General features: G+C 67.7%; 26 protein-coding genes. 13 read left to right on the top strand and 13 right to left on the bottom strand.

The genetic code is table 11. The features are described from left to right. The first annotated feature begins 23 nt into the window (after nt 1-23). Both SB771_RS04885 and SB771_RS04880 read left to right on the top strand, forming a co-directional pair. The gene (locus tag SB771_RS04885) at nt 24-1742 is read left to right on the top strand and encodes an NAD+ synthase (RefSeq protein WP_175660241.1); all 1719 of its coding nucleotides are present in this window, start codon (nt 24-26) and stop codon (nt 1740-1742) included. A gap of 83 nt (nt 1743-1825) precedes the next feature. Next, nucleotides 1826-2164: a P-II family nitrogen regulator gene (locus SB771_RS04880; protein ID WP_006398637.1), complete on the top strand. Its 339-nt coding sequence runs from the start codon at nt 1826-1828 to the stop codon at nt 2162-2164. Between the two features lie 158 nt (nt 2165-2322). Here SB771_RS04880 and SB771_RS04875 read toward each other — a convergent pair whose 3' ends face one another. Both SB771_RS04875 and SB771_RS04870 read right to left on the bottom strand, forming a co-directional pair. Then, the gene (locus tag SB771_RS04875) at nt 2323-3408 is read right to left on the bottom strand and encodes a porin (protein ID WP_175660240.1); all 1086 of its coding nucleotides are present in this window, start codon (nt 3406-3408) and stop codon (nt 2323-2325) included. Between the two features lie 571 nt (nt 3409-3979). After that, nucleotides 3980-4906, bottom strand: a complete 927-nt coding sequence (locus SB771_RS04870; protein ID WP_175660239.1) for a LysR family transcriptional regulator — start codon at nt 4904-4906, stop codon at nt 3980-3982. Nucleotides 4907-5045: 139 nt separating this feature from the next. Between SB771_RS04870 and SB771_RS04865 the strand changes: the two genes are divergently transcribed. After that, on the top strand, nt 5046-5543 hold the full coding sequence (locus tag SB771_RS04865) for a GNAT family N-acetyltransferase (protein ID WP_011657625.1): 498 nt from the start codon (nt 5046-5048) through the stop codon (nt 5541-5543). A gap of 55 nt (nt 5544-5598) precedes the next feature. Here SB771_RS04865 and SB771_RS04860 read toward each other — a convergent pair whose 3' ends face one another. The 4 genes from SB771_RS04860 to SB771_RS04845 all read right to left on the bottom strand — a co-directional run bounded on the left by SB771_RS04860 (nt 5599) and on the right by SB771_RS04845 (nt 8800). After that, on the bottom strand, nt 5599-6378 hold the full coding sequence (locus tag SB771_RS04860) for an ABC transporter ATP-binding protein (RefSeq protein WP_011657624.1): 780 nt from the start codon (nt 6376-6378) through the stop codon (nt 5599-5601). Between the two features lie 16 nt (nt 6379-6394). Beyond that, nucleotides 6395-7108, bottom strand: a complete 714-nt coding sequence (locus SB771_RS04855) for an ABC transporter permease (RefSeq protein ID WP_175660238.1) — start codon at nt 7106-7108, stop codon at nt 6395-6397. Next, the gene (locus SB771_RS04850; protein ID WP_006755688.1) at nt 7105-7794 is read right to left on the bottom strand and encodes an ABC transporter permease; all 690 of its coding nucleotides are present in this window, start codon (nt 7792-7794) and stop codon (nt 7105-7107) included. Before SB771_RS04850 ends, SB771_RS04855 begins: the two co-directional genes overlap by 4 nt. A gap of 229 nt (nt 7795-8023) precedes the next feature. Continuing rightward, nucleotides 8024-8800 carry an ABC transporter substrate-binding protein gene (locus SB771_RS04845; RefSeq protein ID WP_175660237.1) on the bottom strand — a complete coding sequence of 259 codons (777 nt, stop codon included), beginning with the start codon at nt 8798-8800 and terminating at the stop codon, nt 8024-8026. A 363-nt stretch (nt 8801-9163) separates the two neighbouring features. Here SB771_RS04845 and SB771_RS04840 point away from each other — a divergent pair, with 363 nt between their 5' ends. Continuing rightward, the gene (locus SB771_RS04840; RefSeq protein ID WP_175660236.1) at nt 9164-9862 is read left to right on the top strand and encodes a pirin family protein; all 699 of its coding nucleotides are present in this window, start codon (nt 9164-9166) and stop codon (nt 9860-9862) included. Nucleotides 9863-9932: 70 nt separating this feature from the next. Here SB771_RS04840 and SB771_RS04835 read toward each other — a convergent pair whose 3' ends face one another. Next, nucleotides 9933-10484 carry a Spy/CpxP family protein refolding chaperone gene (locus SB771_RS04835; protein WP_006755679.1) on the bottom strand — a complete coding sequence of 184 codons (552 nt, stop codon included), beginning with the start codon at nt 10482-10484 and terminating at the stop codon, nt 9933-9935. A 221-nt stretch (nt 10485-10705) separates the two neighbouring features. On the opposite strand from SB771_RS04835, the gene SB771_RS04830 reads away from it, so the two are divergent. Both SB771_RS04830 and SB771_RS04825 read left to right on the top strand, forming a co-directional pair. Then, complete coding sequence (locus SB771_RS04830) at nt 10706-11431, top strand: response regulator (RefSeq protein ID WP_012364426.1); 726 nt, start codon at nt 10706-10708, stop codon at nt 11429-11431. Then, a complete protein-coding gene (locus SB771_RS04825) occupies nt 11415-12731 on the top strand; it encodes an ATP-binding protein (RefSeq protein ID WP_175656474.1) in 1317 nt (438 codons plus the stop codon). The genes SB771_RS04830 and SB771_RS04825 overlap by 17 nt, the downstream gene beginning before the upstream one ends. 34 nt (nt 12732-12765) lie before the next feature. On the opposite strand, the gene SB771_RS04820 is transcribed toward SB771_RS04825, so the two are convergent. After that, nucleotides 12766-13032 (bottom strand): hypothetical protein, encoded by a 267-nt coding sequence (locus SB771_RS04820; RefSeq protein WP_011657619.1) that lies wholly within the window; start codon nt 13030-13032, stop codon nt 12766-12768. A 500-nt stretch (nt 13033-13532) separates the two neighbouring features. Here SB771_RS04820 and SB771_RS04815 point away from each other — a divergent pair, with 500 nt between their 5' ends. Next, nucleotides 13533-15290 (top strand): ABC transporter permease, encoded by a 1758-nt coding sequence (locus SB771_RS04815; protein ID WP_011657618.1) that lies wholly within the window; start codon nt 13533-13535, stop codon nt 15288-15290. A 22-nt stretch (nt 15291-15312) separates the two neighbouring features. After that, a complete protein-coding gene (locus SB771_RS04810; RefSeq protein ID WP_006755837.1) occupies nt 15313-16650 on the top strand; it encodes an AAA-associated domain-containing protein in 1338 nt (445 codons plus the stop codon). A gap of 68 nt (nt 16651-16718) precedes the next feature. Here the strand turns inward: SB771_RS04810 and SB771_RS04805 are convergent, their stop codons facing one another. Both SB771_RS04805 and SB771_RS04800 read right to left on the bottom strand, forming a co-directional pair. Further along, the gene (locus tag SB771_RS04805) at nt 16719-17213 is read right to left on the bottom strand and encodes a hypothetical protein (protein ID WP_011657617.1); all 495 of its coding nucleotides are present in this window, start codon (nt 17211-17213) and stop codon (nt 16719-16721) included. Further along, complete coding sequence (locus SB771_RS04800; protein ID WP_041489845.1) at nt 17210-17761, bottom strand: hypothetical protein; 552 nt, start codon at nt 17759-17761, stop codon at nt 17210-17212. Before SB771_RS04800 ends, SB771_RS04805 begins: the two co-directional genes overlap by 4 nt. A 287-nt stretch (nt 17762-18048) precedes the next feature. Between SB771_RS04800 and SB771_RS04795 the strand changes: the two genes are divergently transcribed. From SB771_RS04795 to SB771_RS04785, 3 genes are all read left to right on the top strand, one after another. Further along, the gene (locus tag SB771_RS04795) at nt 18049-18246 is read left to right on the top strand and encodes a hypothetical protein (RefSeq protein ID WP_175660235.1); all 198 of its coding nucleotides are present in this window, start codon (nt 18049-18051) and stop codon (nt 18244-18246) included. A gap of 150 nt (nt 18247-18396) precedes the next feature. Further along, on the top strand, nt 18397-19818 hold the full coding sequence (gene otsA / locus SB771_RS04790; protein WP_175660234.1) for an alpha,alpha-trehalose-phosphate synthase (UDP-forming): 1422 nt from the start codon (nt 18397-18399) through the stop codon (nt 19816-19818). Continuing rightward, nucleotides 19811-20392 (top strand): AAA family ATPase, encoded by a 582-nt coding sequence (locus tag SB771_RS04785; RefSeq protein WP_175660233.1) that lies wholly within the window; start codon nt 19811-19813, stop codon nt 20390-20392. Before otsA ends, SB771_RS04785 begins: the two co-directional genes overlap by 8 nt. 25 nt (nt 20393-20417) lie before the next feature. On the opposite strand, the gene SB771_RS04780 is transcribed toward SB771_RS04785, so the two are convergent. After that, the gene (locus SB771_RS04780; protein ID WP_175660232.1) at nt 20418-21785 is read right to left on the bottom strand and encodes an MFS transporter; all 1368 of its coding nucleotides are present in this window, start codon (nt 21783-21785) and stop codon (nt 20418-20420) included. Nucleotides 21786-21978: 193 nt separating this feature from the next. After that, on the bottom strand, nt 21979-22359 hold the full coding sequence (locus tag SB771_RS04775; protein WP_165751835.1) for a DUF5594 family protein: 381 nt from the start codon (nt 22357-22359) through the stop codon (nt 21979-21981). 117 nt (nt 22360-22476) lie between these two features. Between SB771_RS04775 and SB771_RS04770 the strand changes: the two genes are divergently transcribed. Then, on the top strand, nt 22477-22878 hold the full coding sequence (locus SB771_RS04770) for a hypothetical protein (RefSeq protein WP_012364418.1): 402 nt from the start codon (nt 22477-22479) through the stop codon (nt 22876-22878). Nucleotides 22879-23090: 212 nt separating this feature from the next. Here the strand turns inward: SB771_RS04770 and SB771_RS04765 are convergent, their stop codons facing one another. Then, nucleotides 23091-23423 (bottom strand): hypothetical protein, encoded by a 333-nt coding sequence (locus SB771_RS04765; RefSeq protein ID WP_175660231.1) that lies wholly within the window; start codon nt 23421-23423, stop codon nt 23091-23093. A 144-nt stretch (nt 23424-23567) separates the two neighbouring features. Here SB771_RS04765 and eco point away from each other — a divergent pair, with 144 nt between their 5' ends. After that, nucleotides 23568-24068 carry a serine protease inhibitor ecotin gene (eco, locus tag SB771_RS04760; protein WP_011657609.1) on the top strand — a complete coding sequence of 167 codons (501 nt, stop codon included), beginning with the start codon at nt 23568-23570 and terminating at the stop codon, nt 24066-24068. Nucleotides 24069-24108 lie beyond the last annotated feature (40 nt).

Genomic DNA, 24108 nt, shown 5'->3' with positions numbered 1-24108 from the left:
CGCCGGGCTGCGCCGATCCCGTCATGAAGACCCGACTCGCTCTCGCCCAGATCAACGTCACCGTCGGCGATTTCGCCGGCAACGTCGCGCGGATCGTCGCGGCCGCCCGCGCCGCGCACAACGATGGTGCGCAACTGATGGTCGCACCCGAACTCGCGCTGTCCGGCTATCCGCCGGAAGACCTGCTGCTGCGGCCCGCGTTCTACGCGGCGGCCGCTGCCGCGCTCGACACGCTCGCCGACGCGCTGCGTCCGTTCGACGGGCTCGCGGTGCTGGTCGGTCATCCGTTGCGGGGTCCGGGCAGGGGGCTTGGCGACGATGCACGCGCGCCAGCCGTCGATGGTAATGCAAACCGCCCGATCGAGCGCGGCGTGCCGCCGGCCGACACCTACAACGCGGTGTCGCTGATCGTCGGCGGCGAGATCGCCGGCACCTACCGCAAGCAGGATCTGCCGAACGCCGACGTGTTCGACGAGAGGCGCTATTTCGCGACCGACGCCGAACCGCTCGTGTTCGAGCTGAACGGCGTCAAGTTCGGCGTGATCATCTGCGAGGACGCATGGCATGCGTCGGCCGCGCAGATCGCGAAGGCCGCCGGCGCGCAGGTGCTGCTGATCCCGAACGGTTCGCCGTACCACATGAACAAGGACGCGCTGCGCATCGACATCCTGCGCGCGCGCATTCGCGAGACCGGGCTGCCGATGGTGTACGTGAACCTCGTCGGCGGCCAGGACGAACTCGTGTTCGACGGCGGCTCGTTCGTGCTCGACGCGCAGGGCGCGCTCGTCGCGAAGATGGCGCAGTTCGACGAAGGGCACGCGATCGTCGAATTCGACGGCGCCCACCCGCTGCCCGGCGCGATCGCCCCCGCGCTGCCGGTCGACGCGCAGGTCTATCGCGCGCTCGTGACCGGCGTGCGCGACTACATCGGCAAGAACGGCTTTCCCGGCGTGCTGATCGGGCTGTCGGGCGGCGTCGATTCCGCGCTGGTGCTCGCGGTCGCATGCGACGCGCTCGGCCCCGAGCGCGTGCGCGCGGTGATGATGCCGTCGCGCTACACGGCCGACATCTCGACCACCGACGCGGCGGAGATGGCGCGGCGCGTCGGCGTGCGCTACGACGAGATCGCGATCGCGCCGATGTTCGACGCGTTCCGGGCGGCGCTCGCGGACGAATTCGCGGGCCGCGCGGAGGACGCGACGGAAGAGAACATCCAGGCGCGCATCCGCGGCACGCTGCTGATGGCGCTGTCGAACAAGTTCGGCTCGATCGTGCTGACGACCGGCAACAAGAGCGAGATGGCGGTCGGCTACTGCACGCTGTACGGCGACATGGCCGGCGGCTTCGCGGTGATCAAGGACATCGCGAAAACGCTGGTCTACCGGCTGTGCCGCTATCGCAACGCGAGCGCCGACTACGGGCAGCGCGACGTGATCCCCGAGCGGATCCTCACGCGCGCGCCGTCGGCCGAGTTGCGCGAGAACCAGACGGACCAGGACAGCCTGCCGCCGTACGACGTGCTCGACGCGATCATGCGGATGTACATGGAGGAAGACCGTCCGCTCGCGGAGATCGTCGCGGCCGGTTATGCGGAGGCCGACGTCGCACGCGTGACGCGGCTCATCAAGATCAACGAATACAAGCGCCGCCAGGCGCCGATCGGCATTCGCGTCACGCATCGCGCATTCGGGCGCGACTGGCGCTATCCGATCACGTCACGCTTTACCGAGCGTCTCGACTGAGCGCCGCTGGGCCGCACGCGGCCGGCCGGCTTACAATCGGGATCGCGATTGTGCATCCAAACGAGCATTGAGGGACAACCATCATGAAACGCATCACCGCCATCATCAAGCCGTTCAAGCTGGACGAAGTCCGCGAAGCGCTCGCCGAAGTCGGCCTCACGGGGCTGACCGTGACGGAAGTGAAGGGCTTCGGCCGCCAGAAGGGTCACACCGAGCTGTATCGCGGTGCCGAATACGTCGTCGACTTCCTGCCGAAGATGAAGATCGAGGTGGTCGTCGCGGAAGCGCAGGTCGACCAGGTGATCGACGCGGTGATCGGCGCGGCGCGCACGGGCAAGATCGGCGACGGCAAGATCTTCGTGTCGGACGTCGAGCGCGTGATCCGCATCCGCACCGGCGAAGAGAACGAAGCGGCGGTCTGAGCGCTGCATTCGGCCAATCAGGTCGATCGGCCCGCGGATCGCACGATTCCGGTCCACCAATAAAAAACGGTGCGATACCCGGGTGGGTACCGCACCGATACGCGCCTCTCGCAGCAGCGTGGAAAGTGTTGTCGAATCGTTCTCTGGACGGCGCCTGATCAGAACAGGTGCTGGATGCCGGCGTAGACGCCGGTCTGGCTGCCGCCCGGATGCGGGTTGCCCGTCGATACGGCGGTGCCCGCACCGTTCGCGTTCAGGCCGAAGTTGGCCGTCGAGCTGTTGCGCACCGTCGCGACCTGCACGTCGAACAGCGTGCGCTTCGAGATGTTGTACGAACCGCCGACCGTGTAGATGTTCGCGTTGCCGCCGCCGTGGTTCGCATTCACGTGGTACACGGCTGCGATCAGCGCGGCCGCCGGCGTGGCCTGCCACGTCACGCCGCCCCAGACCTGCTGGGTGCCGGTGATGCCGTTGTTGACGGCCGGGCCGCCGCTGCCGTCCGCGTGCGACGACTGATAAGCCGCTTGCAGCTTGAACTGGCCGAGGAACACGTTCAGGCCCGCGAAGTATTCACGCGAGTAGTTGAACACGTCGGAGAAGCGGCCGTTGCTGTCGCGCGTTTCGTCGTAGATGCCGCGCACCTGGAACAGCGAGTTCGTGTACGTGACCTGCGCACCGGCCGCACGGCCCGGCTGACCGGCCGTCGTGTTGCCGTTGAAGCTGGTCGAGTTCGAGAACGCGAACTGGCCGTAGAAGTCGAGGCCGTAGAACTGCGGCGACTGGTACGACACGTTGTTGCTGGTCTTGTTCCAGTTGCGGCCGCGCACGAGCGATGCCGACGACCAGCTCGACTGGCCCAGCGGATCGAAGTCCCACACGCCGTTCGCGATCGCGAGTTCGCGACCCAGCAGCAGCGTACCGTAGCGGTCGTTGGAGATGCCGACGGTCGCGAAACGATCCCAGATCGAGCCGCTCGTGCCGAGCCCGCCGTTCATCGTGTTGAACGCGCCTTCGAGGTGGAACAGGACCTTGTTGCCGCCGCCGATGTCCTCGCTGCCTTTCAAGCCCCACAGGCTCGTGCCCCAGTCGCCGCTTTCCGCGCGCACTTGGTGGCCGTTCTGCAGGCCGTTCAGGTACTCAAGGCCGGCATCCAGGCGACCGTACAGCGTGACGCTGCTCTGCGCGTGCGCCGTAACCACCCCAGCAGCCATCAGCGCGGCCGCGACCAAAGCTTTCTTCATCATCTCCTCCATACCCTGTCAAAAAGTCAACCCAGACTGCACGAGATGCCCGGCGCGGCGAGCGTCGGGCAAAAGCGAAAAGCGGGATAACCAGGGAGACCTCGTGCAGGCCGGTAAGCGCGGCACGCGGGCAAGCGGACGGAAAAACCGTTGAGCGGTCCCGCGCGGCCGGGTCGGCTTGCGGGGTCTCCTTGTTGTGTCGTGAAGCTAAACTACATTTCACGAACTTCGTTTTGCTACTTTGGTTACTAATTTAGCAAAAATACAATTTTGTGGCGACCGAAATCGTTGTTTGACTAACACGTGTCGCCAATTTGCCATGCAACAGAGTGCGCGGCGGTCGCGCGGACGCGCGCCGGTTGCCGTAAACCCTTGTCCGGCAAGGAAGACACGGATTCGGCGGTGTGGGGTCAAGGATTGCCACTATTGACGTTGCAGAGGCGCGGGCGTAAGCGTCGGAGCGGCGAAATTGGTAAGTATTTCGTAATAAATTCGGCATGGCCCAACGGCGCCGGGCCGCCTCTGCAATGGCTCTGACACTGGGGCCATCGACCGCCGGACAAGCGCGCCCGGCTCAACCCTGCGCGGGTCGCGCATCGAGCAATTGCGCGCGGATCCATCGGTGCGCGTCGGTGCGTGCGTGCTTCGCGTGCGAGTAGACCTTCACCGTATAGCGCGGGATCTCGAACGGCGCGGGGAAGATGCGGATCGGCGCCGCGTGGCGCAGCGCTTGCGCGGCGCGGTTCGGCACCGTCATCAGCAGCGTCGATTCCGCGATCGCGAACGGTGCGGCCAGCACACTCGGCAGCTGCACGGCGACCTTCCGTGCGAGGCCGAGCCGGTCGAGCACGTAGTCGACGACGCCGCGCGACTCGTTCCACGGCGTGACGACCACGTGGCGTGCCGCGAGATACTGGTCCAGCGTCAGCCGCCGACGGATGTCCGGATGCGCGGCGCTCGCGATCACCACGTAGTCGTCCGAGAACCAGTCGAAATCCTCGATGCCCGGCGAGTCGGCGGCCGACTCCTCGTGATAGCCGAGCGCGAAATCGATGCGGCCGGCCGCGAGCTCGTCGATCGAAATCTTGCGCTCGGAATGGACGACGCGGATCCGCAGCCGCGGCGCGACCCGCTCGATGCGCGCGAGCAAGGCCGGCAGCACGGCGAACGCCGTGTAGTCGCTTGCGGCGAACACGAACGTGCGGTCGCTTTGCGCGGGATCGAAGCGGCGCGCGCGGGCGAGCCCTTTCGACATCGTGTCGAGCGCGTCGCCGGCCCAGGTGGCGATGTCGTCGGCGCGCACGGTCGGCTGCATCTCGTTGCCGAGCCGCACGAACAGCGCGTCGCCGATCGCGTCGCGCAGCCGCGAGAGCGCGTGACTGAGCGCGGACGGGCTCATCGCCAGTTCGTGCGCGGCCGCCGCCACCGACCGGTGGCGGTACAGCGCGTCGAACGCGAGCAGCAGGTTCAGGTCGAGACGGCGCAGATCGGGATGCATCATGTTCATGTCCGGATGAAGAAACTGCACTTCCTGCAGTTGAGACGGGAACGTAGCATGTGGATCCGACCGCCGCCACGCGCATGTGCGCGGGCGGCGCCGCATTCCGTTTCCCGTCCGGGCCGAAGGAGGGCTCCCCGCCGTGCAAATCGACATCCGCTGTGCCACCGTCGCCGACGTCCCGCAAATCCTGCGCTTCATCACCGAGCTGGCCGTCTACGAGAAGGCGGAGCATGAAGTGGTCGCGACGCCCGCGTCGCTCGAGCGCAGCCTGTTCGGCGAAGGCTCGCCCGCGCGTGCACTGATCTGCGAGGTCGACGGCGAGCCGGCCGGCTTCGCCGTGTATTTCTTCTCGTATTCGACGTGGCTCGGCCGCCAGGGGCTGTATCTCGAGGATCTGTACGTATCGCCGCGCTTTCGCGGCGCGGGCGCCGGGCTGCGGCTGCTGAAGGCGCTCGCGCGCATCGCCGTGGATACCGGCTGCGGGCGGTTCGAGTGGAGCGTGCTCGACTGGAACGAGCCGGCGATCCGCTTCTACGAAAGCGTCGGCGCGGCGCCGCAGAGCGAATGGGTGCGCTACCGGCTCGCGGGCGATGCGCTGCGCGCGTTCGCGGACGGCGCGCCGGTGGACGCCGCGTAAACGCGAAACGGGCGCCGCCTGGCGCCCGCTCGTGTGTCGTACCGCGCAGTGCGCGTTACTTGAGGCTGCCCGACAGGAACCCGCGCAGGCGTTCGCTCTTTGGATTCGCGAACACCTCGGACGGCACGCCTTCTTCCTCGACGCGCCCCTGATGCAGGAACATCACGTGATTCGACACGTTGCGCGCGAAGCCCATCTCGTGCGTGACGACGATCATCGTGCGGCCTTCCTCGGCGAGCTTCTGCATCACCTTCAGCACTTCGCCGACGAGTTCCGGGTCGAGCGCCGACGTCGGCTCGTCGAACAGCATCACGTCCGGATGCATCGCGAGCGCGCGCGCGATCGCGACGCGCTGCTGCTGGCCGCCCGACAGGTGCGACGGATACTGCTTCTCGACGCGCGGCGCGAGGCCGACCTTCTCGAGATACGTGCGGGCGCGATCCTCGGCTTCCTTCTTCGGGATGCCGAGCACGTTGACGGGCGCTTCCATCACGTTCTCGATCACGTTCATGTGCGACCAGAGATTGAAGTGCTGGAACACCATCGACAGCTTGGTGCGCACGCGTTGCAGCTGCTTCGAATCGGCCGCGCGCAGCGCGCCCGTCTTGTCGGCGGTGGTGCGCACTTCCTCGCCGTCGACGACGATGCGGCCCGCGTTCGGCTGTTCGAGGAAGTTGATACAGCGCAGCATCGTGCTCTTGCCGGAGCCGGACGAGCCGATCACGCTGATCACGTCGCCCGAGTTCGCCTTCAGCGATACGCCCTTGAGCACCTCGTTGTCGCCGTACCGCTTGTGCAGATCGTCGACGAAAAGCTTCTGAGTCTGGGAATTCATATAGTCCTGCGAAAACTTACTTGCCTTGCGGGCGCAGATACGCGAGCCAGCGACGCTCGGCTTGGCGGAACAGCCACACGAGCATGAACGAGATCACGAGATAGAGCAGCGCGGCGATGCCGAATGCGTGGAACGACATGTAGGTCGCCGAGTTCACGTCGCGGGCGATCTTCAGGATGTCCGGCACGGTCGCGGTGAACGCGACGGTGGTCGCGTGCAGCATCAGTATCACTTCGTTGCTGTAGAGCGGCAGCGCGCGGCGCAGCGCGGACGGCAGGATCACGCGGCGATACATCGTGAAGGTTGACATCCCGTATGCGCGCGCGGCTTCGATCTCGCCGTACGAGGTCGCCTTGATCGCGCCCGCGAAGATCTCGGTGGTATACGCGCAGGTGTTCAGCGTGAACGCGAGCAGCGTGCAGCGCATCCCGTCGCGGAAGAACGAATCGAGCAGCGGCGTGCCGCGTATGAACTGCAGGCTGTAGAGGCCGGTGTAGCAGAGCAGCAGCTGCACGTAGAGCGGCGTGCCGCGGAACACGTACGTATAGAGCCACACGGCGCCCGACAGCCACTTCTTCTTCGACACGCGGGCCACCGCGAGCGGCACCGACAGGCAGAAGCCCAGGCCGATCGACACGACGAGCAGCCACAGCGTGATCGCGACGCCGGTGATCCGGAAGCCGTCGGTATAGAGGTAGTTGCGCCAGTATTCTTGGATGAGTTCGATCATAGGTCAGCCTTGCGGACACCGGTCGAGTAGCGCTTTTCGAGCCACATCAGCACGAAGTTCGAGATCGTCGTGATGGCGAGGTAGACGGCACCGGCGATCAGCGTGAAGAAGAAGAACCGCAGCGTGCCCTTGCCGGCGTCCTGCGACGCCTTGACGACGTCCGCGAGGCCGATGATCGACACCAGCGCGGTCGACTTCACGAGCACCTGCCAGTTGTTGCCGATGCCGGGCAGCGCGAAGCGCATCATCTGCGGGAACATGATTCGCGCGAACACCTGCCAGCTGGTCATCCCGTATGCGCTGCCGGCCTCGAGCTGCCCGCGCGGCACCGACAGGAACGCGCCGCGGAAGGTCTCGGTGAAGTACGCGCCGTAGATGAAGCCGAGCACGAGCACGCCGGCGAGGAACGGGTCGATGTCGATCTGGTCCCAGCCGAGCGCGTCGGTCGCGGAGTTCAGCCAGATCTGCAGGCTGTAGAACAGCAGCAGCATCAGCACGAGGTCGGGTACGCCGCGGATCAGCGTCGTGTAGACGGTGCCGATGCCGTTCGTCACGCGGTTGCGCGACAGCTTCGCGCCCGCGCCGAGCAGGCCCAGCAGGAACGACAACGCGAGCGACAGCACCGCCAGTTTGACGGTTTGCCAGGTGCCTGCGAGGATCAGCGGGCCGTAACCTTGTAGAAACATAGAGTGGTCCCTGGTGTGGTCCCTGAGGGCGCATGCGGAGCGCCGCGAAATACGCGCCCGCCAAGCTGCGCGGAACGCCCCGTGCGTATCATGACCGTCCGCCCCGGCAACGGTGCCGGGCCCGCCCGTCGCGCGAGCGGCGGGCAAGGGGGCGGGCGGCGCGTGGTTGACTGCCTGTACCGCCGGACGCGGGGCCGCCCCCGCATCCGCTTCCCGTCATTGTCGGCGCTCAGCGAGCCGAGCAGACGCTGAACGAGAAATACTTGTGCGACAGCCGGTCGTACGTGCCGTCCTTGTGCATGTCGGCCAACGCCTTGTTGATCCTGAGCTTCAGGTCCGTGTCTTCCTTGCGCAGGCCGATCGCGGTGCCGTCGCCGATCGTCTTCGGATCCTTCACTTCCGGCCCGGCGAACGCGAAGCCCTTGCCGCGCGGCGTGCGCAGGAAGCCGTAGTCGGCCTGCAGTTCATCCTGCAGCGTCGCGTCGAGGCGGCCCGAGCCGAGATCGGCATAGACCTGGTCCTGGTTCTGGTAAGGAATGACCGTCACGCCCTGCGGTTCCCAGTACGCCTTCGCGTAGGTTTCCTGCGTCGAGCCCTGCTCGACGCCGACGTGCTTGCCCTTGAGCGACGCGACCGTCGGCAGCAGCGGCGAGCCGGCCTTCGCGATCATGCGTGCCGGTGCGTCGTACACCTTGTCGGAGAAGTCGATCTGCTCGCGGCGCTTGTCCGTGACGGTCAGCGACGACACGATGACGTCGTACTTCTTCGCCTTCAGCGCGGGGATGATCCCGTCGAGATCCTGCGCGACCCACACGCACTTCACGTTGATCCGCTTGCAGATTTCCTTGGTGAGATCGACGTCGAAACCGACGATCTCGCCGCTCGGCGCGGTCGACTCGAACGGCGGGTAGCTGGCATCGACACCGATCCGCACGGTCTTCCACTCCTTCGCGAAGGCGCCGCTCGCCACGAGGGCGAGGGCGGCGCACAGGGCGGCCTTCTTCATTTCCATCCTTTTGTCGCTCACTTCCGGGGGGCGCTCGCGGCCGGTCGGGCCGGGCGCCGCGGCGTATTCTAGACGGCCAAAATTCGTGTTTCGGCGCGCTGGCAACGGCGCTCGCCGGACGGGCGAACGCCAAAAGGGCGGTATTTTACCCGAACGCGATATCCGGAAAACGGCAATCCGGCGCGACCGATCGATTCTTCGAATCGGCTGTTGCGACAATCGTGGTATTTGCAACGAGTATTGCGCCCATTGGGTTCGTGAGCGCAACGATGCGGTGCGCGGGCGGCGGATTGTGGCCGGATGGGGGCGCGCCTACAGTACAGGTAAACCCGCAAAAGAATCGCCGCCTGCCGGAGTACCCCCATGTTCCAGATCCGCCGCGCCGCCGACCGTTGCCACACGCGTCAAGGCTGGCTCGAATCGAGCAGCAGCTTCCCGCTCGCCGGCCACGCCGGGGCCACGCATCCGCCGTTCGGCGCGCTGCGCTTGCTGAGCGAGGACCGGATCGCCCCCACGCGCGGCTTCGGAATGCAGCCGCGCCGTGACCTCGAGATCGTCACCTACGTGCTGGACGGCGCGCTCGCGCATCGCGACAGCCTCGGCAACGGTGCGATCGTGCGCGCCGGCGGCATCCAGCGGATGAGCGCCGGCACGGGGCTCGTGCACAGCGAAACCAATGCGTGGTGCGACCGGCCGCTGCATCTGCTGCAGATCTGGCTGCAGCCGGCCGAGCGGGGCGGGCGGCCCGGCTATGCGCAGCGGCGCTTCGCCGACGACGAGAAGCGCGGCCGGCTGCGGCTCGTCGCGTCGCCCGACGGCGACGACGGCGCATTGTCGGTCCGTGCGGACGCGCGGATCTACGCGGGGCTGATCGACGGCGACGAGGAGACGGCTTTCGGCGTGCCGGCCGGGCGCAGCACCTACGTGCACGTGGCGCGCGGCGACGTGGAGGTCAACGGCCACGCGCTGGCCGAGGGCGACGGCGCGCGGATCGCGGGCGTGGACACGGTCGCGTTCGCCCGCGGCCGGGCGGCCGAGGTGCTGCTGTTCGACATCGCCTGAAATGAAACGGGGGACGCGGCGCTGAGCGCCCGCGTCCCCCGCGGTGCCGCGCGGAAGGCGGCCTGCCGGCTTACTGCGCCGGCGCCGACGCGCCCTTGGCCGCGCGGTGCTGCTGCCAGCGTTCCTTCATCGTCTCGTGGCGCTGCTCCATCCGTGCGAACTGCTGCTTGAGCGCCGTGCTGACGGTGGTCTTCTGCTGGTCGTTCAGCCCGTTGTAGAACGCGAGCCACGCGGCCGAGCTCTGCTCGCGCAGTTGCGCATTCTGCTGCTCGGCCTGCTGGCGGGCGGCGTGCATCGCGTTCAGGTCGAGGATCGGCTGGTTCTGCTGCGCCTTGAATTGCTCGCGCATCTGCTCGTGGCTCTTGCGCATTGCCTCATGGTTCTGCTTCATCGTGTTGACGGCCGTCTGCCACTGCTGTTCCTGCGACGCATTGAGCTTCAGCTGGTCGTGCAGCTTCATGATCACGCCGAACGGGCCGCCGTCATGGCCGCCGTGCATCTGGTGCATGCCGGGGCCGCCCGGCGGCGGCATGTCGTTGGGTTGCGCGGCATGCGCGGTGCCGAATGCGAGAGCGAGCACGGTGGCGGCCGCGATGGCCACGCGGGAAGTCTTCTTATACATTTCAGAAACTCCTTGTATCAAAGGTCCGGCGATGCGGGTCGCGGTGATTCGTGTCCGCATCCGGTAAGACGCAGGTTAGCGGCGCGGGTCCCGGCCGGTGTTACGCGGGGTGGCCGGCGGGTTACGGCGCATTACAGTTCCCTTGCGCCGTAACCCGCAGTAACCCTTTCGTCCCTTTGTTTCGTTCTTCGATGCCGCACTCGCGCGGTAAACTTCAAGCCATGACTACCCAGATCCTCATCGTCGACGACGACCAAGAACTCCGAGACCTGCTGCGCGACTATCTCGTGCGCCAGGGGATGGAAGTGTCCGTGCTGCACGACGCGGCGACGCTCGAGAAGCGCCTCGAGCGCGAGCGGCCCGACCTGATCGTGCTGGACCTGATGATGCCGGGCGTGGACGGCCTGACCGCGCTGCGCCAGTTGCGCGCGGCCGGCGACGACATCCCCGTGATCATGCTGACCGCGCGCGCGGACGACGTCGACCGCATCGTCGGGCTCGAACTCGGCGCGGACGACTATCTCGGCAAGCCGTTCAACCCGCGCGAGCTGCTCGCGCGCGTGCAGGCCGTGCTGCGCCGCCGCCGCGCGACGCCGTCGGCCGCGGCCCCCGAGCAGCGCGAGCCGTTCGCGTTCGGCCGCTTCGTGCTCGACTTCCAGGCGCGCACGCTGTCGGTCGACGGCAAGCCGGCGACGCTGTCGAGCAGCGAATTCGCGCTGCTGAAGATCTTCGTGAACCATGCGCTGCGCACGCTCACGCGCGAGCGGCTGCTCGAGCTGCTGCACGGGCCCGAGTACGACGGCACCGACCGCGGCATCGACGTCCAGGTATGGCGCCTGCGCCGCATCCTGGAAACGGATCCGTCCGCGCCGCGCTTCATCCAGACGGTCCGCGGGCGCGGCTACGTGTTCGTGCCCGACGGCGAGGCCCATGCGCAAGCCCATTGATTCACTGTTCGGGCGGCTCGCGCTGCTGGTCATCGGCGTGCTGCTCCTGTCGCACTTCGCGTGGTTCTTCGCGATGCGCATCGAGCGCAACCAGATGCAGACGCGCTACGCGGTCGAGGAGGCCGCGTTTCTCGTCGACGCGGTGCGCCAGCACGTCGAGCGCACGCCCGATCAGCCGCTGCCGTCGCGCGTGCGGCTCGTGGCGCCGGACAGTCCGGACGTGCCGAAGGTGGCCGACACGAACCTGCCGGCGCCGCTCAAGCGCTTTCGCGACGACGTGAGCGAGCGGATGCCGCACGGCACCCAGGTCGAGGTCGGCGCGCCCGGTCATCCGCCGGTGCTGTGGGTCAAGGAGCCGACCGACCCTAACTGGATCGTGGTGCCGGTGCAGCCGCTGCGGCCGCCGCGCTCGCTCGACCGGATGCTGCTGTGGCTCGGCACGATCTTCTCGGCCGGCGTGATCGCCGCGCTGTTCGCGGCCTGGCAGCTGCAGCAGCCGCTGCGCTCGCTGGCGCGCGCGGTCGCGCGCTTCGGCCGCGGCCAGCCGGTGCCGCCGCTGCGCGAGCGCGGCCCGCGCGAGCTGCGCCAACTCACGCGCGGCTTCAACCAGATGGTGGAACAGGTGTCGCAGGCCGACAGCGACCGCGCGGTGATGCTGGCCGGCGTCGCGCACGACCTGCGCACGCCGCTCGCGCGGATGCGGCTGCGCGCCGAAATGATGGACGACGCGCGGCTGCGCGACGGCGTCGTGCGCGATGTCGACTCGATGTCGCACATCGTTGATCAGTTCCTCGCGTTCGCGCATGGCGGGGCGGACCGCAGCGAGCCCGTGCCGGTCGACCAGACCTGCGAGCGGATCGCGCGCAGCTATCGCGCGGTCGCACCGAACGCGCCGCCGGTCCAGACGCGTCTCACGGCCGACGCGGGCTTCCGCCTGCCGACCGCGACGCTCGATCGGATCCTGTCGAACCTGCTGGACAATGCACATGCGTACGGCGCGCCGCCGGTGCTGGTCGAGACGGCGCGCACGCCGACCGGTTATGTACTGTCGGTCAGCGACAGCGGCGGCGGGATTGCGCCGCGCGACCTGGCGGCGGCGACGCGGCCGTTCGTCCGGCTCGACCCCGCGCGCGGCGGGAACGGCCACAGCGGGCTGGGGCTCGCGATCGTCGAGCGGCTCGTGCTGAGGCTGGGCGGGACGTGCGAGATCGGCAACCGTCCGGAGGGCGGCCTGCGCGTGGCGATGACGTTCCCGTTCGACGCGGTGCCGAAGGACGAACTTCACGCACAGGCTGCGTGAGAAGCGGCGCCTGCCGGGCAGGCGCCGCGCGGCATCATTCGCCGAACAGCGAGCCGAGCGTCTCGGCGGCGTTGCTGTCGATGGTGTTGTAGGTCACGCTCGTGGCCTCGAAGATATAGACGGTCGTATAGCGGCCGAGGCGCTCCAGGATTTCCTCCTGCAGTGATTCGGGCACGACGTTCATGTTCAGGTACCACGCCGTCGACGACAGCCGGGTCTGGAACGACCCGTATTCCTGCATCAGCTCGTAGAACGCCTCGGCGTCCTGATCGCGGCAGACGATCACCAAATTTCCTGCCATTCCCTTCCTCCAGCTGGTCGGTCAATCCCCGGGGCCGCGGGTCGGCACACCCTGGGGGCTAGCCCCGATCATACCTGCTTCGCCGCGATCGTCCGATGACGTCCGGCATGGTTTGCGCCCGTGTGCGGCTGGCGGGTTCCCGGCCGGCCCGGATCACGGCATAATTCGGGGCCTGCACGCCGGCCGCACGACTGCGGCCGGGCTGCACCGCCCCGCGCGCCCGCCGTCCGCCCGCGCGCCGGGCACGATCCACGCACCGCCCACGCGTCGCGCGGCGCCACACTGGCCCCGGACGGTTGTACCTGAAATACAGGTTGGTGTAGTGTCGTGCCGTCGCGGCCGCTTGCCGCGCCGGGGCGCAGCTTGCACGCACGGCGCGTCGCGCCGGCGTGAGATCGTGAATCCATCGAATTACCGCGTCGAATTACCGCGCCCGTGCGCTTTGCCATGAATCAACATCGTCTGCCGGCTTCGTTCGGCCTTACCGGGGAGGGCGCCTGATGGACGTCGGATTCTTCAATCCGAACCGGACCGCCAACGCGTCCGCGTGGCGCGTTCTGCCGAACCGGTGGGACTTCATCGCATTCCCGCTGATCATCTGCCTGATCGCGATGGCGGTCGTCGGCTTTCATGAAACGATGGCGCCGATCGGGACCCTTCAGACGCAGAAGATCTCGCTCGATCCGTCGAATCTGCCTGAATACGCGTTGCGCACGACGCTGCGGATGCTCGCCGCGATGGTCGCGTCGCTCGCGTTCACGCTGATCTACGGCACGCTCGCCGCGAAAAGCCGCCGCGCGGGGATGGTGCTGATTCCGATCCTCGACATCCTGCAGTCGGTGCCGGTGCTCGGCTTCATCTCCTTTACGGTCACGTTCTTCCTCGCGCTGTTCCCGAGCCGCGTGCTCGGCGCGGAGCTCGCGGCGATCTTCGCGATCTTCACGAGCCAGGCGTGGAACATGACGTTCAGCTTCTACCAGTCGCTGCGCACGGTCCCGCGCGATCTCGACGAAGTGTCGCGCGGCTTCCACCTGACGTCGTGGCAGCGCTTCTGGAAGCTTGAGGTGCCGTTCTCGATGCCCGGGCTGATCTGGAACATGATGATGTCGATGTCGGGCGGCTGGTTCTTCGTCGTCGCGTCGGAGGCGATCACCGTCGGCAACCAGACGATCACGCTGCCGGGGATCGGCGCGTATCTCGCGCAGGCGATCTCGGACAAGAACTTCGGCGCGATCGGCTGGGTCATCCTCACGATGACCGTCGTGATCCTCGCGTACGACCAGTTCCTGTTCCGCCCGCTGATCGCGTGGGCCGACAAGTTCCGGATGGAGAACACCGCGTCGGGCGATGCGCCGCAATCGTGGCTGCTCGACCTCGTGCGCCGCACGCGCCTGATCCATCAGCTGCTGGTGCCGGCCGGCTGGTTCTTCGCGAAGGCCGCGCGGATTCCGCTGCGCCTGCCGCTGTCGGGCGCGATGCGCTTCACGCTGCCGAAAGTCGAGAAGAAGGCGTCGCGCACGGTCGACATCGCGTGGTCGGGTTTCGTGCTGATCTGCACGGCCTATATCGTGTGGCGCGTCGTCAGCTTCGTCGCGACCGGCGTGACGATGGCCGACGTCGGCCACGTGCTGGTGCTCGGGCTCATCACGCTGCTGCGCGTGGTCGTGCTGATCACGATCGCGTCCGTGATCTGGGTGCCGATCGGCGTGCTGATCGGGCTGCGTCCGCGGCTGGCGGAGAAGCTGCAGCCGCTCGCGCAGTTCCTCGCCGCGTTCCCGGCGAACCTGCTGTTCCCGGTGTTCGTGATCGTGATCGCGCGCTTCCACCTGAACCCCGACATCTGGCTGTCGCCGCTGATCGTGCTCGGCACGCAGTGGTATATCCTGTTCAACGTGATCGCCGGCGCGACGTCCTATCCGAACGACTATCGCGAAGCGGCGACGAACTTCCGGATCCGCGGCTGGCAGTGGTGGCGCCAGGCGATCCTGCCCGGCATTTTCCCGTACTACGTGACCGGCGCGATCACCGCGTCGGGCGGCGCGTGGAACGCGAGCATCGTGTCGGAAGCGGTGCAGTGGGGCACGACCAAGATCGAGGCGCACGGCCTCGGCGCGTATATCGCGCAGACCACCGCCGCCGGCGACTTTCCGAAGATCATCCTGGGCATCGCCGTGATGTCCCTGTTCGTTACCCTGTTCAACCGCCTGCTGTGGCGCCCGCTGTATGCCTTCGCCGAAGCGAAGCTGCGGCTCGACTGAGACCGATTGAGAGCGAAACGCGATGCACAATCCGAATGCTGTAAACGCCCCCGTCCAGACGTCCCAGCCGCCGCGCCTCGGCGAGGAAATCCTGCGTGTCGATCACGTCTGCCGCGGCTTCAACAAGACGCAGGGCGAACTGCTCGTGCTCGACGATGCGAACCTGTCGCTGCGCGAAGGCGAGATCGTCGGGCTGCTCGGCCGTTCGGGCTCGGGCAAGTCGACGCTGCTGCGGATCATCGCCGGGCTGATCGAGCCGACCGGCGGTGAAGTGACCTATCTCGGCAAGCCGCTGCGCGGCCCGGCCGAAGGCGTCGCGATGGTGTTCCAGACCTTCGCGCTGTTCCCGTGGTTGACCGTGCTGCAGAACGTGGAAGCCGGGCTGGAAGCGCTCGGCGTCGGCGCGCGCGAGCGCCGCGAACGCGCGCTCGCCGCGATCGACCTGATCGGTCTCGACGGCTTCGAGAATGCGTATCCGCGCGAGTTGTCGGGCGGCATGCGCCAGCGCGTCGGTTTCGCGCGCGCGCTCGTCGTCGATCCGACGATCCTGTTGATGGACGAGCCGTTTTCGGCGCTCGACGTGCTGACGGCCGAAACGCTGCGTACCGACCTGCTGGACCTGTGGACCCAAGGCCGGATGCCGATCAAGTCGGTGCTGATCGTCACGCACAACATCGAGGAAGCGGTGTTCATGTGCGACCGGATCCTCGTGCTGTCGTCGAACCCGGGCCGCGTGATCGCCGAGATCAAGGTGCCGTTCAAGCATCCGCGCAACCGTCTCGACCCGGCCTTCCGCAAGCTGGTCGACGACATCTACGCGAAGATGACCGCGCGCCAGACCGGCGAGGCGACGAAAAAGGGGCTGGAGCTCGGCAGCTGGCTGCCGCAGGTGTCGACCAACCTGATGGCCGGCCTGATCGAGACGCTCGCGATGGCGCCGTACCACGGCCGCGCGGACATGCCGGAAATCGCGCGCACGCTGCATCTGGAAGTGGACGACCTGTTCCCGATCGCCGAAGTGCTGCAGTACCTCGGTTTCGCCGACGTGCGGGAAGGGGACGTGTTCCTGACGCCGCCGGGGCGCGTGTTCGCGGAATTCGGCACGCAGGAGCGCAAGCTGATGTTCGCGGATCACCTGCTCAAGCATGTGCCGCTCGCCGCGCGGATCAAGAAGGTGCTGAACGAGCGCCCGGGCCATCGTGCGCCGCGCGTGCGCTTCGAGCAGGAGCTGGAGGATTTTCTGTCGGACGGCGCGGCCGAGGAAACGCTCGACGCGGTGATCGACTGGGGCCGTTACGGCGAGATCTTCTCGTACAACGATCAGACCGAAATCTTCAGTCTCGAGGACGTCGAGTCCTGAGGCCGCCGAGTCGGGCCGTGCGGCCCGGCATCCGCCTGCGCGGCGCTTGGGTCATGCGCCGCGCATCGTTACTGCAAATTGCCCCACCGGTCGACGGCCGGTTCGGCGGACGCCCACTTCCAGTGCGTACCTTGCTGGCACGCATTCGCGAAATACCAGTCGGCCTTGTCGCCGTCCTTCACCGAGAACGCGAATTCCTTGCACAGCGCCAGCGCCGTCGAGTACGCACGCGTGACGCGCACCTCGCCTTCGCCGTTTTCCAGCGGCAGCGTGTTCTTCACCTTCCACGGCTTGACTTCACCGACGGCCAGGCTGCCGGCCGCCTTCGCGATCGCGTCCTGCTGGTTCTGATGGAGCTGCTTCATCGTGCGATTGACGGCTTCGTCCGTCGCCGCCTGCACGGCGATGCCGACACCGACGCCGACGGCCGGATTCGCGGTGACGAGGCCCGTCGCCGCGCCGGCCAGCGCGCCGCTGGCCGCGCCGACCGACCCGCAGCCCGACAGCGCGGCGCTGGCCGCGCACAGCGCGCCGATCGTCGCGATACGGATCGCGATGCTCATTGCAGCGCGCCCCAGCGTTCGGTCGCCGGCTCCGCCGACGCCCATTTCCACACCGGACCGTCGCGGCAGATCGTGGCGACGTAGAACGCCGACTGCGCGGCCTTGTCGGCCTTCGCGGGCGTGTCGACCGCGAACACGATTTCCTTGCAGTCGAGCGGACCGACGCTGATCATCCGGCTGACCGTCACGCGGCCCTGTTCGTCGTCCTCGATCGGGAACGAATGGTGCGTCGACCACGGCGCAACGCCGCCGACGTCGAGCGGGGCCGCCGCCTTCGCGATCTGTTCCTGCGTGTAACGGTGTGCAACGCGCTGCGAGTACTGGACACCTGCCCGCGCGCCGGCCACGGCGCCGAGGCCGATGCCCGTCGCGACGGCGGCGTTGTTGGTGACCTTGGAGGCAATCGCGGCGCCCGCGATACCGGCGCCGGCGGTCGCGCCTTCGCTGTACAGCGAGTTGCAACCGGACAGCAGCGTGGCCGTGGCGAGCGCGGCCAGCGCGATGCGCGCCGTCATGGCCCGGCGCGGCGGTTCGAAACGTGTGTTCATCCCTGAGTGCAAGTCCTGTCTGGGTGAGCGGCGACGCATGCGCGCCCCCTTGCCGCGTCATTGTTTCGCAATTGTCATAGGAAAACTGCAAAGCTTTGACAAATCGCGGCGGGCGGCACGCGCGCGTACGCGCCGCGTTATTGTCGGACAGACGATTGGAGAGGGGTCGAAACGTTACAAATTGAAGGTAATTGTTACCTTCGCGTGCGAGGAAGCGACCTAGACTGTTTTGTTATGGAATGTTTCTACGACGGCTCCGAGCCGCGCTGCCTATGAGACACCCAGCCATGCGCCGTTCGAAACGATCTTCTCCCCGGCCGCCCGATGCGGGCGCCGAGCGTCAGCGTCCGCAGACCGACGCGCCGGCCGCACCGCCTGCCGGCGCGCCCGGCGAGACGCCGGTCGACGGCGATCACAACCAGGGCGGCGCACGCCCGGAAGGGCTCGACTATCAACGCGACCTCGGCCAGGAGCAGGACGCTTGATCCTGTCGCCGTGGCATTCCGCCGCCGCATTTCATTGCGCTCTTTGTTGCATCGCTCACATCTGAATCGCCGCGCGACTGCCTCCGGGTCGTCGCGTCCGCCTTGGCGCGCGTCGCGCGCCAACCAATCGAATCGAGGAGGGGAAGCCGCATGAGCAGATTGATCGTGGTATCGAACCGTGTCGCCGCCGGCGAGGACACACGCCCGAGTGCAGGGGGTCTCGCGGTCGGCGTGATGGACGCGTTGAAGGACACCGGCGGTGTCTGGTTCGGCTGGAACGGCGAGATCGTCGGTACGCCCGACGCTGCACCCACGATCCAGCGGGACGGCAACGTCACGTATGCGACGGTCGGGCTGACCCGGCGCGATTACGATCAGTACTACCGCGGTTTCTCGAACGCGACGCTGTGGCCGGTGTTCCACTACCGCAGCGATCTCACGCGCTTCGACCGGCAGGAGTACGCGGGCTATCTGCGCGTGAACGCGATGCTGGCGAAGCAGCTCGCCGCGCTGCTGCGGCCCGACGACCTGATCTGGGTGCACGACTATCACCTGCTGCCGTTCGCGCATTGCCTGCGCGAGCTCGGCGTGAAGAACCCGATCGGCTTCTTCCTACACATTCCGTTTCCGTCGCCCGACATGCTGCGCGTCGTGCCGCCGCACGAGGAGCTCGTGAAGTTCATGTGCGCGTACGACATCGCGGGTTTCCAGACCGATGCCGACAAGCAGGCGTTCACCGACTACATCGAGCGGCGCGGCATCGGCGCGGCGAGCGACGACGGGATGCTGCATGCGCACGGCCGCGTCGTGAAGGTTGCCGCCTATCCGATCGGCGTGCATCCGGATGCGATCGCCGAGGCCGCCGTCCAGTACGGCTCGCGCAAGCCGGTGAAGATGCTGCGCGACGCGCTCGACGGCCGCAAGCTCGTGATGAGCGTCGACCGGCTCGACTATTCGAAGGGGCTCGTCGAGCGCTTCCAGTCGTTCGAGCGGATGCTCGCCAACGCGCCGGGCTGGCAGGGGCGCGTATCGCTCGTGCAGATCGCGCCGCCGACGCGCTCCGACGTGAAGACCTACCAGAACATTCGCGAAACGCTCGAAGGCGAGGCCGGCCGCATCAACGGCCGCTTCTCGCAACTCGACTGGACGCCGATCCAGTACCTGAACCGCAAATACGAGCGCAATCTGCTGATGGCGTTCTTCCGGATGTCGCAGGTCGGCTATGTGACGCCGCTGCGCGACGGGATGAATCTGGTCGCGAAGGAATACGTCGCGTCGCAGGACCCGGCCGATCCGGGCGTGCTCGTGCTGTCGGAGTTCGCCGGTGCGGCGGCCGAGCTGACCGGTGCGCTGCTCGTCAATCCGTACGACCTGTCGCAGATGGCCGACGCGCTCGAGCGCGCGCTGTCGATGCCGCTCGCGGAGCGCCAGGCGCGACATGAAGAGAACCTCGCGCGACTGCGCGAGAACAACCTGTCGGTCTGGCGCGACACGTTCGTCGCCGACCTGCGCAGCGTCGCGGCGGCCGCGTCGGTCACGCAGCGCGCGGGCCGGCGGGCCGCGCATGTCTGAGCGGGTGGAGGAGGGCTGCGCGGCGGACGAAGCGTCGGCCCGCTTCTTCGTCGTCACGGGCGGCCCGGGCTCGGGCAAGAGCACGTTGCTCGATGCGCTCGAACGCACCGGTTTCGCGCGCTCGCACGAGGCCGGGCGCGGCGTGATCCGCGACCAGATGGCGATCGACGGCCCGGCGCTGCCGTGGCGCGACCGGGCCGCGTTCGCCGAGCAGATGCTGAACTGGGAGATGCGTTCGTACCGTCTCGCGCACGATGCGCGCGGGCCCGTGTTCTTCGATCGCGGCGTGCCGGACGTGATCGGCTACCTGCGACTGACGGGCCTCGCCGTGCCCGCGCATGCGGAGGCCGCGGCGCGGCGCTTTCGCTATCACCGACGGGTGTTCATCGCGCCGCCGTGGCCCGAGATCTACACGCAGGACACCGAGCGGCGGCAGGATTTCGACGAGGCCGTACGGACCTACGACGCGATGGTCGACTGCTATACGGCATACGGGTATCGGCTGATCGAACTGCCGCGGGTAAGCGTGAAGGCGCGCGTGCGCTTCGTGATGGACGCGCTCGACGCCGCATGACGCGCGCACGCGGCGCGCGGCGGCGTCAGGTCGCCGCGTCCGGGCGTGGCGACGTGGTGCGCAGCATGCTGACCACCGCGGCGATCGCTGCGAACCCCGTGGCGACATAGAGCGCGATCGTCGGCCCGTGGTCGGGCGCGAGCCCGAAAATCAGCGCGACGAGCGCGGCGCCGAGGGTCTGGCCGGTCAGGCGCGCCGTGCTCAGCATCCCGCCCGCGCCACCGCTGCGCTCGCGCGGCGCCGACGACAGCATCGCGCGATTGTTCGGCGACTGGAACAGCCCGAAGCCCGCGCCGCACAGGGCCATCCGCCACACGATGTCGACCGTGCCCGGGTGCGCGCCGATCGTCGCGAGCGACAGCAGGCCGGCCGCGAACAGCGCAAGCCCGATTCCGCCGAGGATGCCGGCCGAGTAGCGGTCCGACAGCACGCCCGCGAGCGGCGCGGCGAACACGATCACGAGCGGCCACGGCGTCATGTAGAGGCCGGTTTCGACCTGCGAGAAGCCGAGCGAATTCTGCAGCCAGAACGGCAGCGCGACGAACGCGAGCATCTGCGACGTGAACGACGCCATCGACGTATAGATCGACAAAGCGAACATCGGGATGCGCATCAGGTCGACCGGCAGCAGCGGCGCCGGCTGCGACAACTGGCGCTTCACGAAGAAGTAGCCGACGACGAACGCGACGGCCAGCTCCGCCGCGACGTAAGCGTGGCGTTCGCCGTGGCCGAGCCCGTCGACGGCCGTGATCAGCAGCCCGAACACGCAGGCGTTCATCAGCGCGCTCGCGAAATCGTACGGCGCGTCGTGCAGCGGGTTGGCCGGCAGCGCGCGCACGCTGCCGAGTACCGCGGCGATGCCGATCGGCACGTTGACCGCGAACAGCCACGGCCACGACGCAAACGACAGGATCGCCGACGCGACCGTCGGCCCGATTGCCGACGACAGCGCGACCACCATCGCGTTGATCGACAGCCCGCGCCCGAGCATCGACGACGGGTAGATCATGCGCACCAGGGCCGCATTGACGCTCATGATGCCGGCTGCGCCGAACCCCTGGATCACACGCATCACGGCCAGCATCGGCAGCGAGCCGGAGAGCGCGCAGCCGAGCGACGCCGCGGTGAAGAGCGCCAGCCCCGCGATATAGATGCGGCGATAGCCGACGCGCTCGCCGAGCGACGCGAGCGGCAGCAGCGTGATCGTGACGGCGAGCTGATACGCGTTGACGATCCAGATCGATGCGGCATCGGACGCGTGCAGGTCGCGCGCGATCGTCGGCAGCGCGACGTTCGCGATGGCGCCGTCGAGCACGGCGAGCGTGATGCCCAGTGCGACGCAGACGATCGCCCAGTAGCGTTGCGGAAGCGGCAGGCCGGTATCGGCGTTCATGACGGGAGCGAAAGCGGGGTTGTCCGCGCGCCCGCGCGCCGGTTGTGTGCGCAACCATGCTTGCGGGTCGAGGCGGCGGTGAGTGGCCCGGCCGGCCTGGCGGCGCCGGAGCGGGGCCGGTCGAGTGTATCACCGGCCCGCATCGCGCGACGTCGACGCACGCGGGGCCGCCGGCCACCGGCCGGCGCGCGCATTAGCCTTCGAAATCGAGGCCGCCGAGCCGCACGAGCGGGTCGGCCTGCGTGCGCGATGCGAGATCGATGTCGCGCGCGCCTTGCCACGCGCCCAGTTTCTTCGGCAGCGCGGCCAGGTAGTGCTCGAAGCGCTGCGGACCGTCCGGCTCCATCAGCCGCTCGATCTCGTCGGTGTCCCAGGTCAGCTCGAGGTTCAGCGGATGCACGAAGCCGCTCACGTGCTCGTGCGGCGCGCTGCGGATCCGCACGCGCGTCGGTTGCCCGTGGCCGCCGTACGGGACGACGTCGGCCTGGACGTGATCGGCGAAGAAGGCGGCGATCGCCCGCGCAATGCGCGGCGCGAATTCGGTATCGAAACGGCGGGCGGTTTCGGGCTGCATGAACGCGTCTCCTGTGGGCCGAAAATCGTAGCACGGCCGTACCGCGTTTCGGTGTGCGTGATACCCGTAATGGCGCGTTACCACTTGCTGCATCTATTACGAGCGCGTGCCGCCACAATGCATCGCATCCAGTACCACTTCGCGTGGGAGTCCATCATGAAAAAAATTGCCGCTGTATGTGTCCTCGCCGGTTCGCTCGCCGTGGCGGGCCCGGCGTCCGCGCATGGCCGCGACGGGGGCGCCGTCATCGGCGCGCTGATCGGCGGCGCGGTGCTCGGTGCGATCGTGACGTCCGCGATGAATCCGCCCGTCGCGTACCAGGCGCCCGTGTATCAGGCACCGGCCTATCAGCCGCCGACGTACTACCAGGCGCCGGCCTACCAGCAGCCGGCTTATCCGAGCTACCAGCAGGCGCAGTACCAGGACGGCGGCCCGAACTATTGCTACGACCGCTATCAGCGCGCGTATGTGTGCGGCGCCCCCGTGTCGGGCGGCTATGCGCAGCCGGCCGGCTGGTGAGCGGGTGCGTGACCGGGCTCGGCGCCGCATGATCGGTGTCGACTGAGTCGCCGATACGCAGGATGACAAAAGGAAAGGCCCTCGCGTGATGCGAGGGCCTTTGTCATGTCGGGGGAGCCGGTTTGGGCAGATTTTTTATCCGTCACCCAGCGCCCGTGCGGAACCGTGTGCGGATACAAACGGTTGCAATTGCATCCGCTGGATCGGCCGAATCAGTGGCGATGGCCGCCGTCACCGCGTCCGCCGCCGCCTGCGCCTTCGTTCCAGTCGCCTCGGCGTCCGCCGCCGCGTCCCCAGCCGCCATGGTCACCGCGATCGCGATCCCAGCGGCGGTAGTCGCGATGGCCGCGATCCCAGTCGCGCCCGCCACCGCCGCCGCCCCATATATTGACCGTGCCATAGACCGGCGCCGCGCCGTAGGCCGGCCCGTACGCGTAGCCGGGATCGGAATAGTAGGGCTGGCCGTAGCCGTATCCGGCGTCTGGGCCGACGACGCAACCGGCCAGCAGCGTGGCGACGCCGGCGGCAGCAATGAGCTTCAGCATGATGTTCTCCGTGGGTTCTCCTATAAGTACCGCGCGCGGGGATTGGCGACTGTTTGCAATTGTGTCGTCAAATTACAGCCTCGTAAGGTCTTGCGACGAAAGTGTTAGCATCCGGGGCCTATTTTGTTTATCAGGAGCACATCGATGAAATTCGCGATCCGGGCCGTCCTGGCCGCCTTTTGCGTGACGACCGCCGCCGCCTGCGCGGCCGGGCCCGCATCGGCGCCCGCCGTGCCGGCCGAGTCGATCAAGATGTTCCCGCAGCCGGCGGCCGGCCAGCAGCGCGCGGTGATCGCGCTGCCCGCGCTCGAGAACGAAGGCGATGCGCGTGTCGAACTGATGATCGGCAAGACGCTGCAGACCGACTGCAACCAGCAATGGTTCGGCGGCGAGCTGACCGCCGAGGACGTGAAGGGCTGGGGCTATACGTACTATCGGCTGACCGACGTGAAGGGGCCGGCGTCGACGCTGATGGCGTGCCCGGGCCAGGCGCCGCAACAGCGGTTCGTGCAGGTGCGCAGCGACGGCCAACTGCTGCGCTACAACAGCCGCCTGCCGCTCGTCGTGTACGTGCCGGACGGTTTCGACGTGCGCTACCGCGTGTGGCATGCGTCGAAGGACGTGCAGCACGCCGTGACACAGTAAGGTACCCGCGCGGCCATGCCGGGCGCTTGCGCCGGCCGGC

The sequence above is a fragment of the Burkholderia sp. SIMBA_051 genome (assembly GCF_046534915.1).
Classification (GTDB): Bacteria; Pseudomonadota; Gammaproteobacteria; order Burkholderiales; family Burkholderiaceae; genus Burkholderia; species Burkholderia ambifaria.
This window is presented reverse-complemented; position numbering and strand designations above follow the sequence as displayed.

Bases quoted from the DNA above. Each gene is read 5' to 3' on its own strand.
- SB771_RS04885 (WP_175660241.1), top strand. From the start codon at position 24: ATGAAGACCCGACTCGCTCTCGCCCAGATCAACGTCACCGTCGGCGAT.
- SB771_RS04880 (WP_006398637.1), top strand. From the start codon at position 1,826: ATGAAACGCATCACCGCCATCATCAAGCCGTTCAAGCTGGACGAAGTC.
- SB771_RS04875 (WP_175660240.1), bottom strand. From the start codon at position 3,408: ATGATGAAGAAAGCTTTGGTCGCGGCCGCGCTGATGGCTGCTGGGGTG.
- SB771_RS04870 (WP_175660239.1), bottom strand. From the start codon at position 4,906: ATGATGCATCCCGATCTGCGCCGTCTCGACCTGAACCTGCTGCTCGCG.
- SB771_RS04860 (WP_011657624.1), bottom strand. From the start codon at position 6,378: ATGAATTCCCAGACTCAGAAGCTTTTCGTCGACGATCTGCACAAGCGG.
- SB771_RS04855 (WP_175660238.1), bottom strand. From the start codon at position 7,108: ATGATCGAACTCATCCAAGAATACTGGCGCAACTACCTCTATACCGAC.
- SB771_RS04850 (WP_006755688.1), bottom strand. From the start codon at position 7,794: ATGTTTCTACAAGGTTACGGCCCGCTGATCCTCGCAGGCACCTGGCAA.
- SB771_RS04845 (WP_175660237.1), bottom strand. From the start codon at position 8,800: ATGAAGAAGGCCGCCCTGTGCGCCGCCCTCGCCCTCGTGGCGAGCGGC.
- SB771_RS04840 (WP_175660236.1), top strand. From the start codon at position 9,164: ATGTTCCAGATCCGCCGCGCCGCCGACCGTTGCCACACGCGTCAAGGC.
- SB771_RS04835 (WP_006755679.1), bottom strand. From the start codon at position 10,484: ATGTATAAGAAGACTTCCCGCGTGGCCATCGCGGCCGCCACCGTGCTC.
- SB771_RS04830 (WP_012364426.1), top strand. From the start codon at position 10,706: ATGACTACCCAGATCCTCATCGTCGACGACGACCAAGAACTCCGAGAC.
- SB771_RS04825 (WP_175656474.1), top strand. From the start codon at position 11,415: ATGCGCAAGCCCATTGATTCACTGTTCGGGCGGCTCGCGCTGCTGGTC.
- SB771_RS04820 (WP_011657619.1), bottom strand. From the start codon at position 13,032: ATGGCAGGAAATTTGGTGATCGTCTGCCGCGATCAGGACGCCGAGGCG.
- SB771_RS04815 (WP_011657618.1), top strand. From the start codon at position 13,533: ATGGACGTCGGATTCTTCAATCCGAACCGGACCGCCAACGCGTCCGCG.
- SB771_RS04810 (WP_006755837.1), top strand. From the start codon at position 15,313: ATGCACAATCCGAATGCTGTAAACGCCCCCGTCCAGACGTCCCAGCCG.
- SB771_RS04805 (WP_011657617.1), bottom strand. From the start codon at position 17,213: ATGAGCATCGCGATCCGTATCGCGACGATCGGCGCGCTGTGCGCGGCC.
- SB771_RS04800 (WP_041489845.1), bottom strand. From the start codon at position 17,761: ATGAACACACGTTTCGAACCGCCGCGCCGGGCCATGACGGCGCGCATC.
- SB771_RS04795 (WP_175660235.1), top strand. From the start codon at position 18,049: ATGCGCCGTTCGAAACGATCTTCTCCCCGGCCGCCCGATGCGGGCGCC.
- otsA (WP_175660234.1), top strand. From the start codon at position 18,397: ATGAGCAGATTGATCGTGGTATCGAACCGTGTCGCCGCCGGCGAGGAC.
- SB771_RS04785 (WP_175660233.1), top strand. From the start codon at position 19,811: ATGTCTGAGCGGGTGGAGGAGGGCTGCGCGGCGGACGAAGCGTCGGCC.
- SB771_RS04780 (WP_175660232.1), bottom strand. From the start codon at position 21,785: ATGAACGCCGATACCGGCCTGCCGCTTCCGCAACGCTACTGGGCGATC.
- SB771_RS04775 (WP_165751835.1), bottom strand. From the start codon at position 22,359: ATGCAGCCCGAAACCGCCCGCCGTTTCGATACCGAATTCGCGCCGCGC.
- SB771_RS04770 (WP_012364418.1), top strand. From the start codon at position 22,477: ATGCATCGCATCCAGTACCACTTCGCGTGGGAGTCCATCATGAAAAAA.
- SB771_RS04765 (WP_175660231.1), bottom strand. From the start codon at position 23,423: ATGCTGAAGCTCATTGCTGCCGCCGGCGTCGCCACGCTGCTGGCCGGT.
- eco (WP_011657609.1), top strand. From the start codon at position 23,568: ATGAAATTCGCGATCCGGGCCGTCCTGGCCGCCTTTTGCGTGACGACC.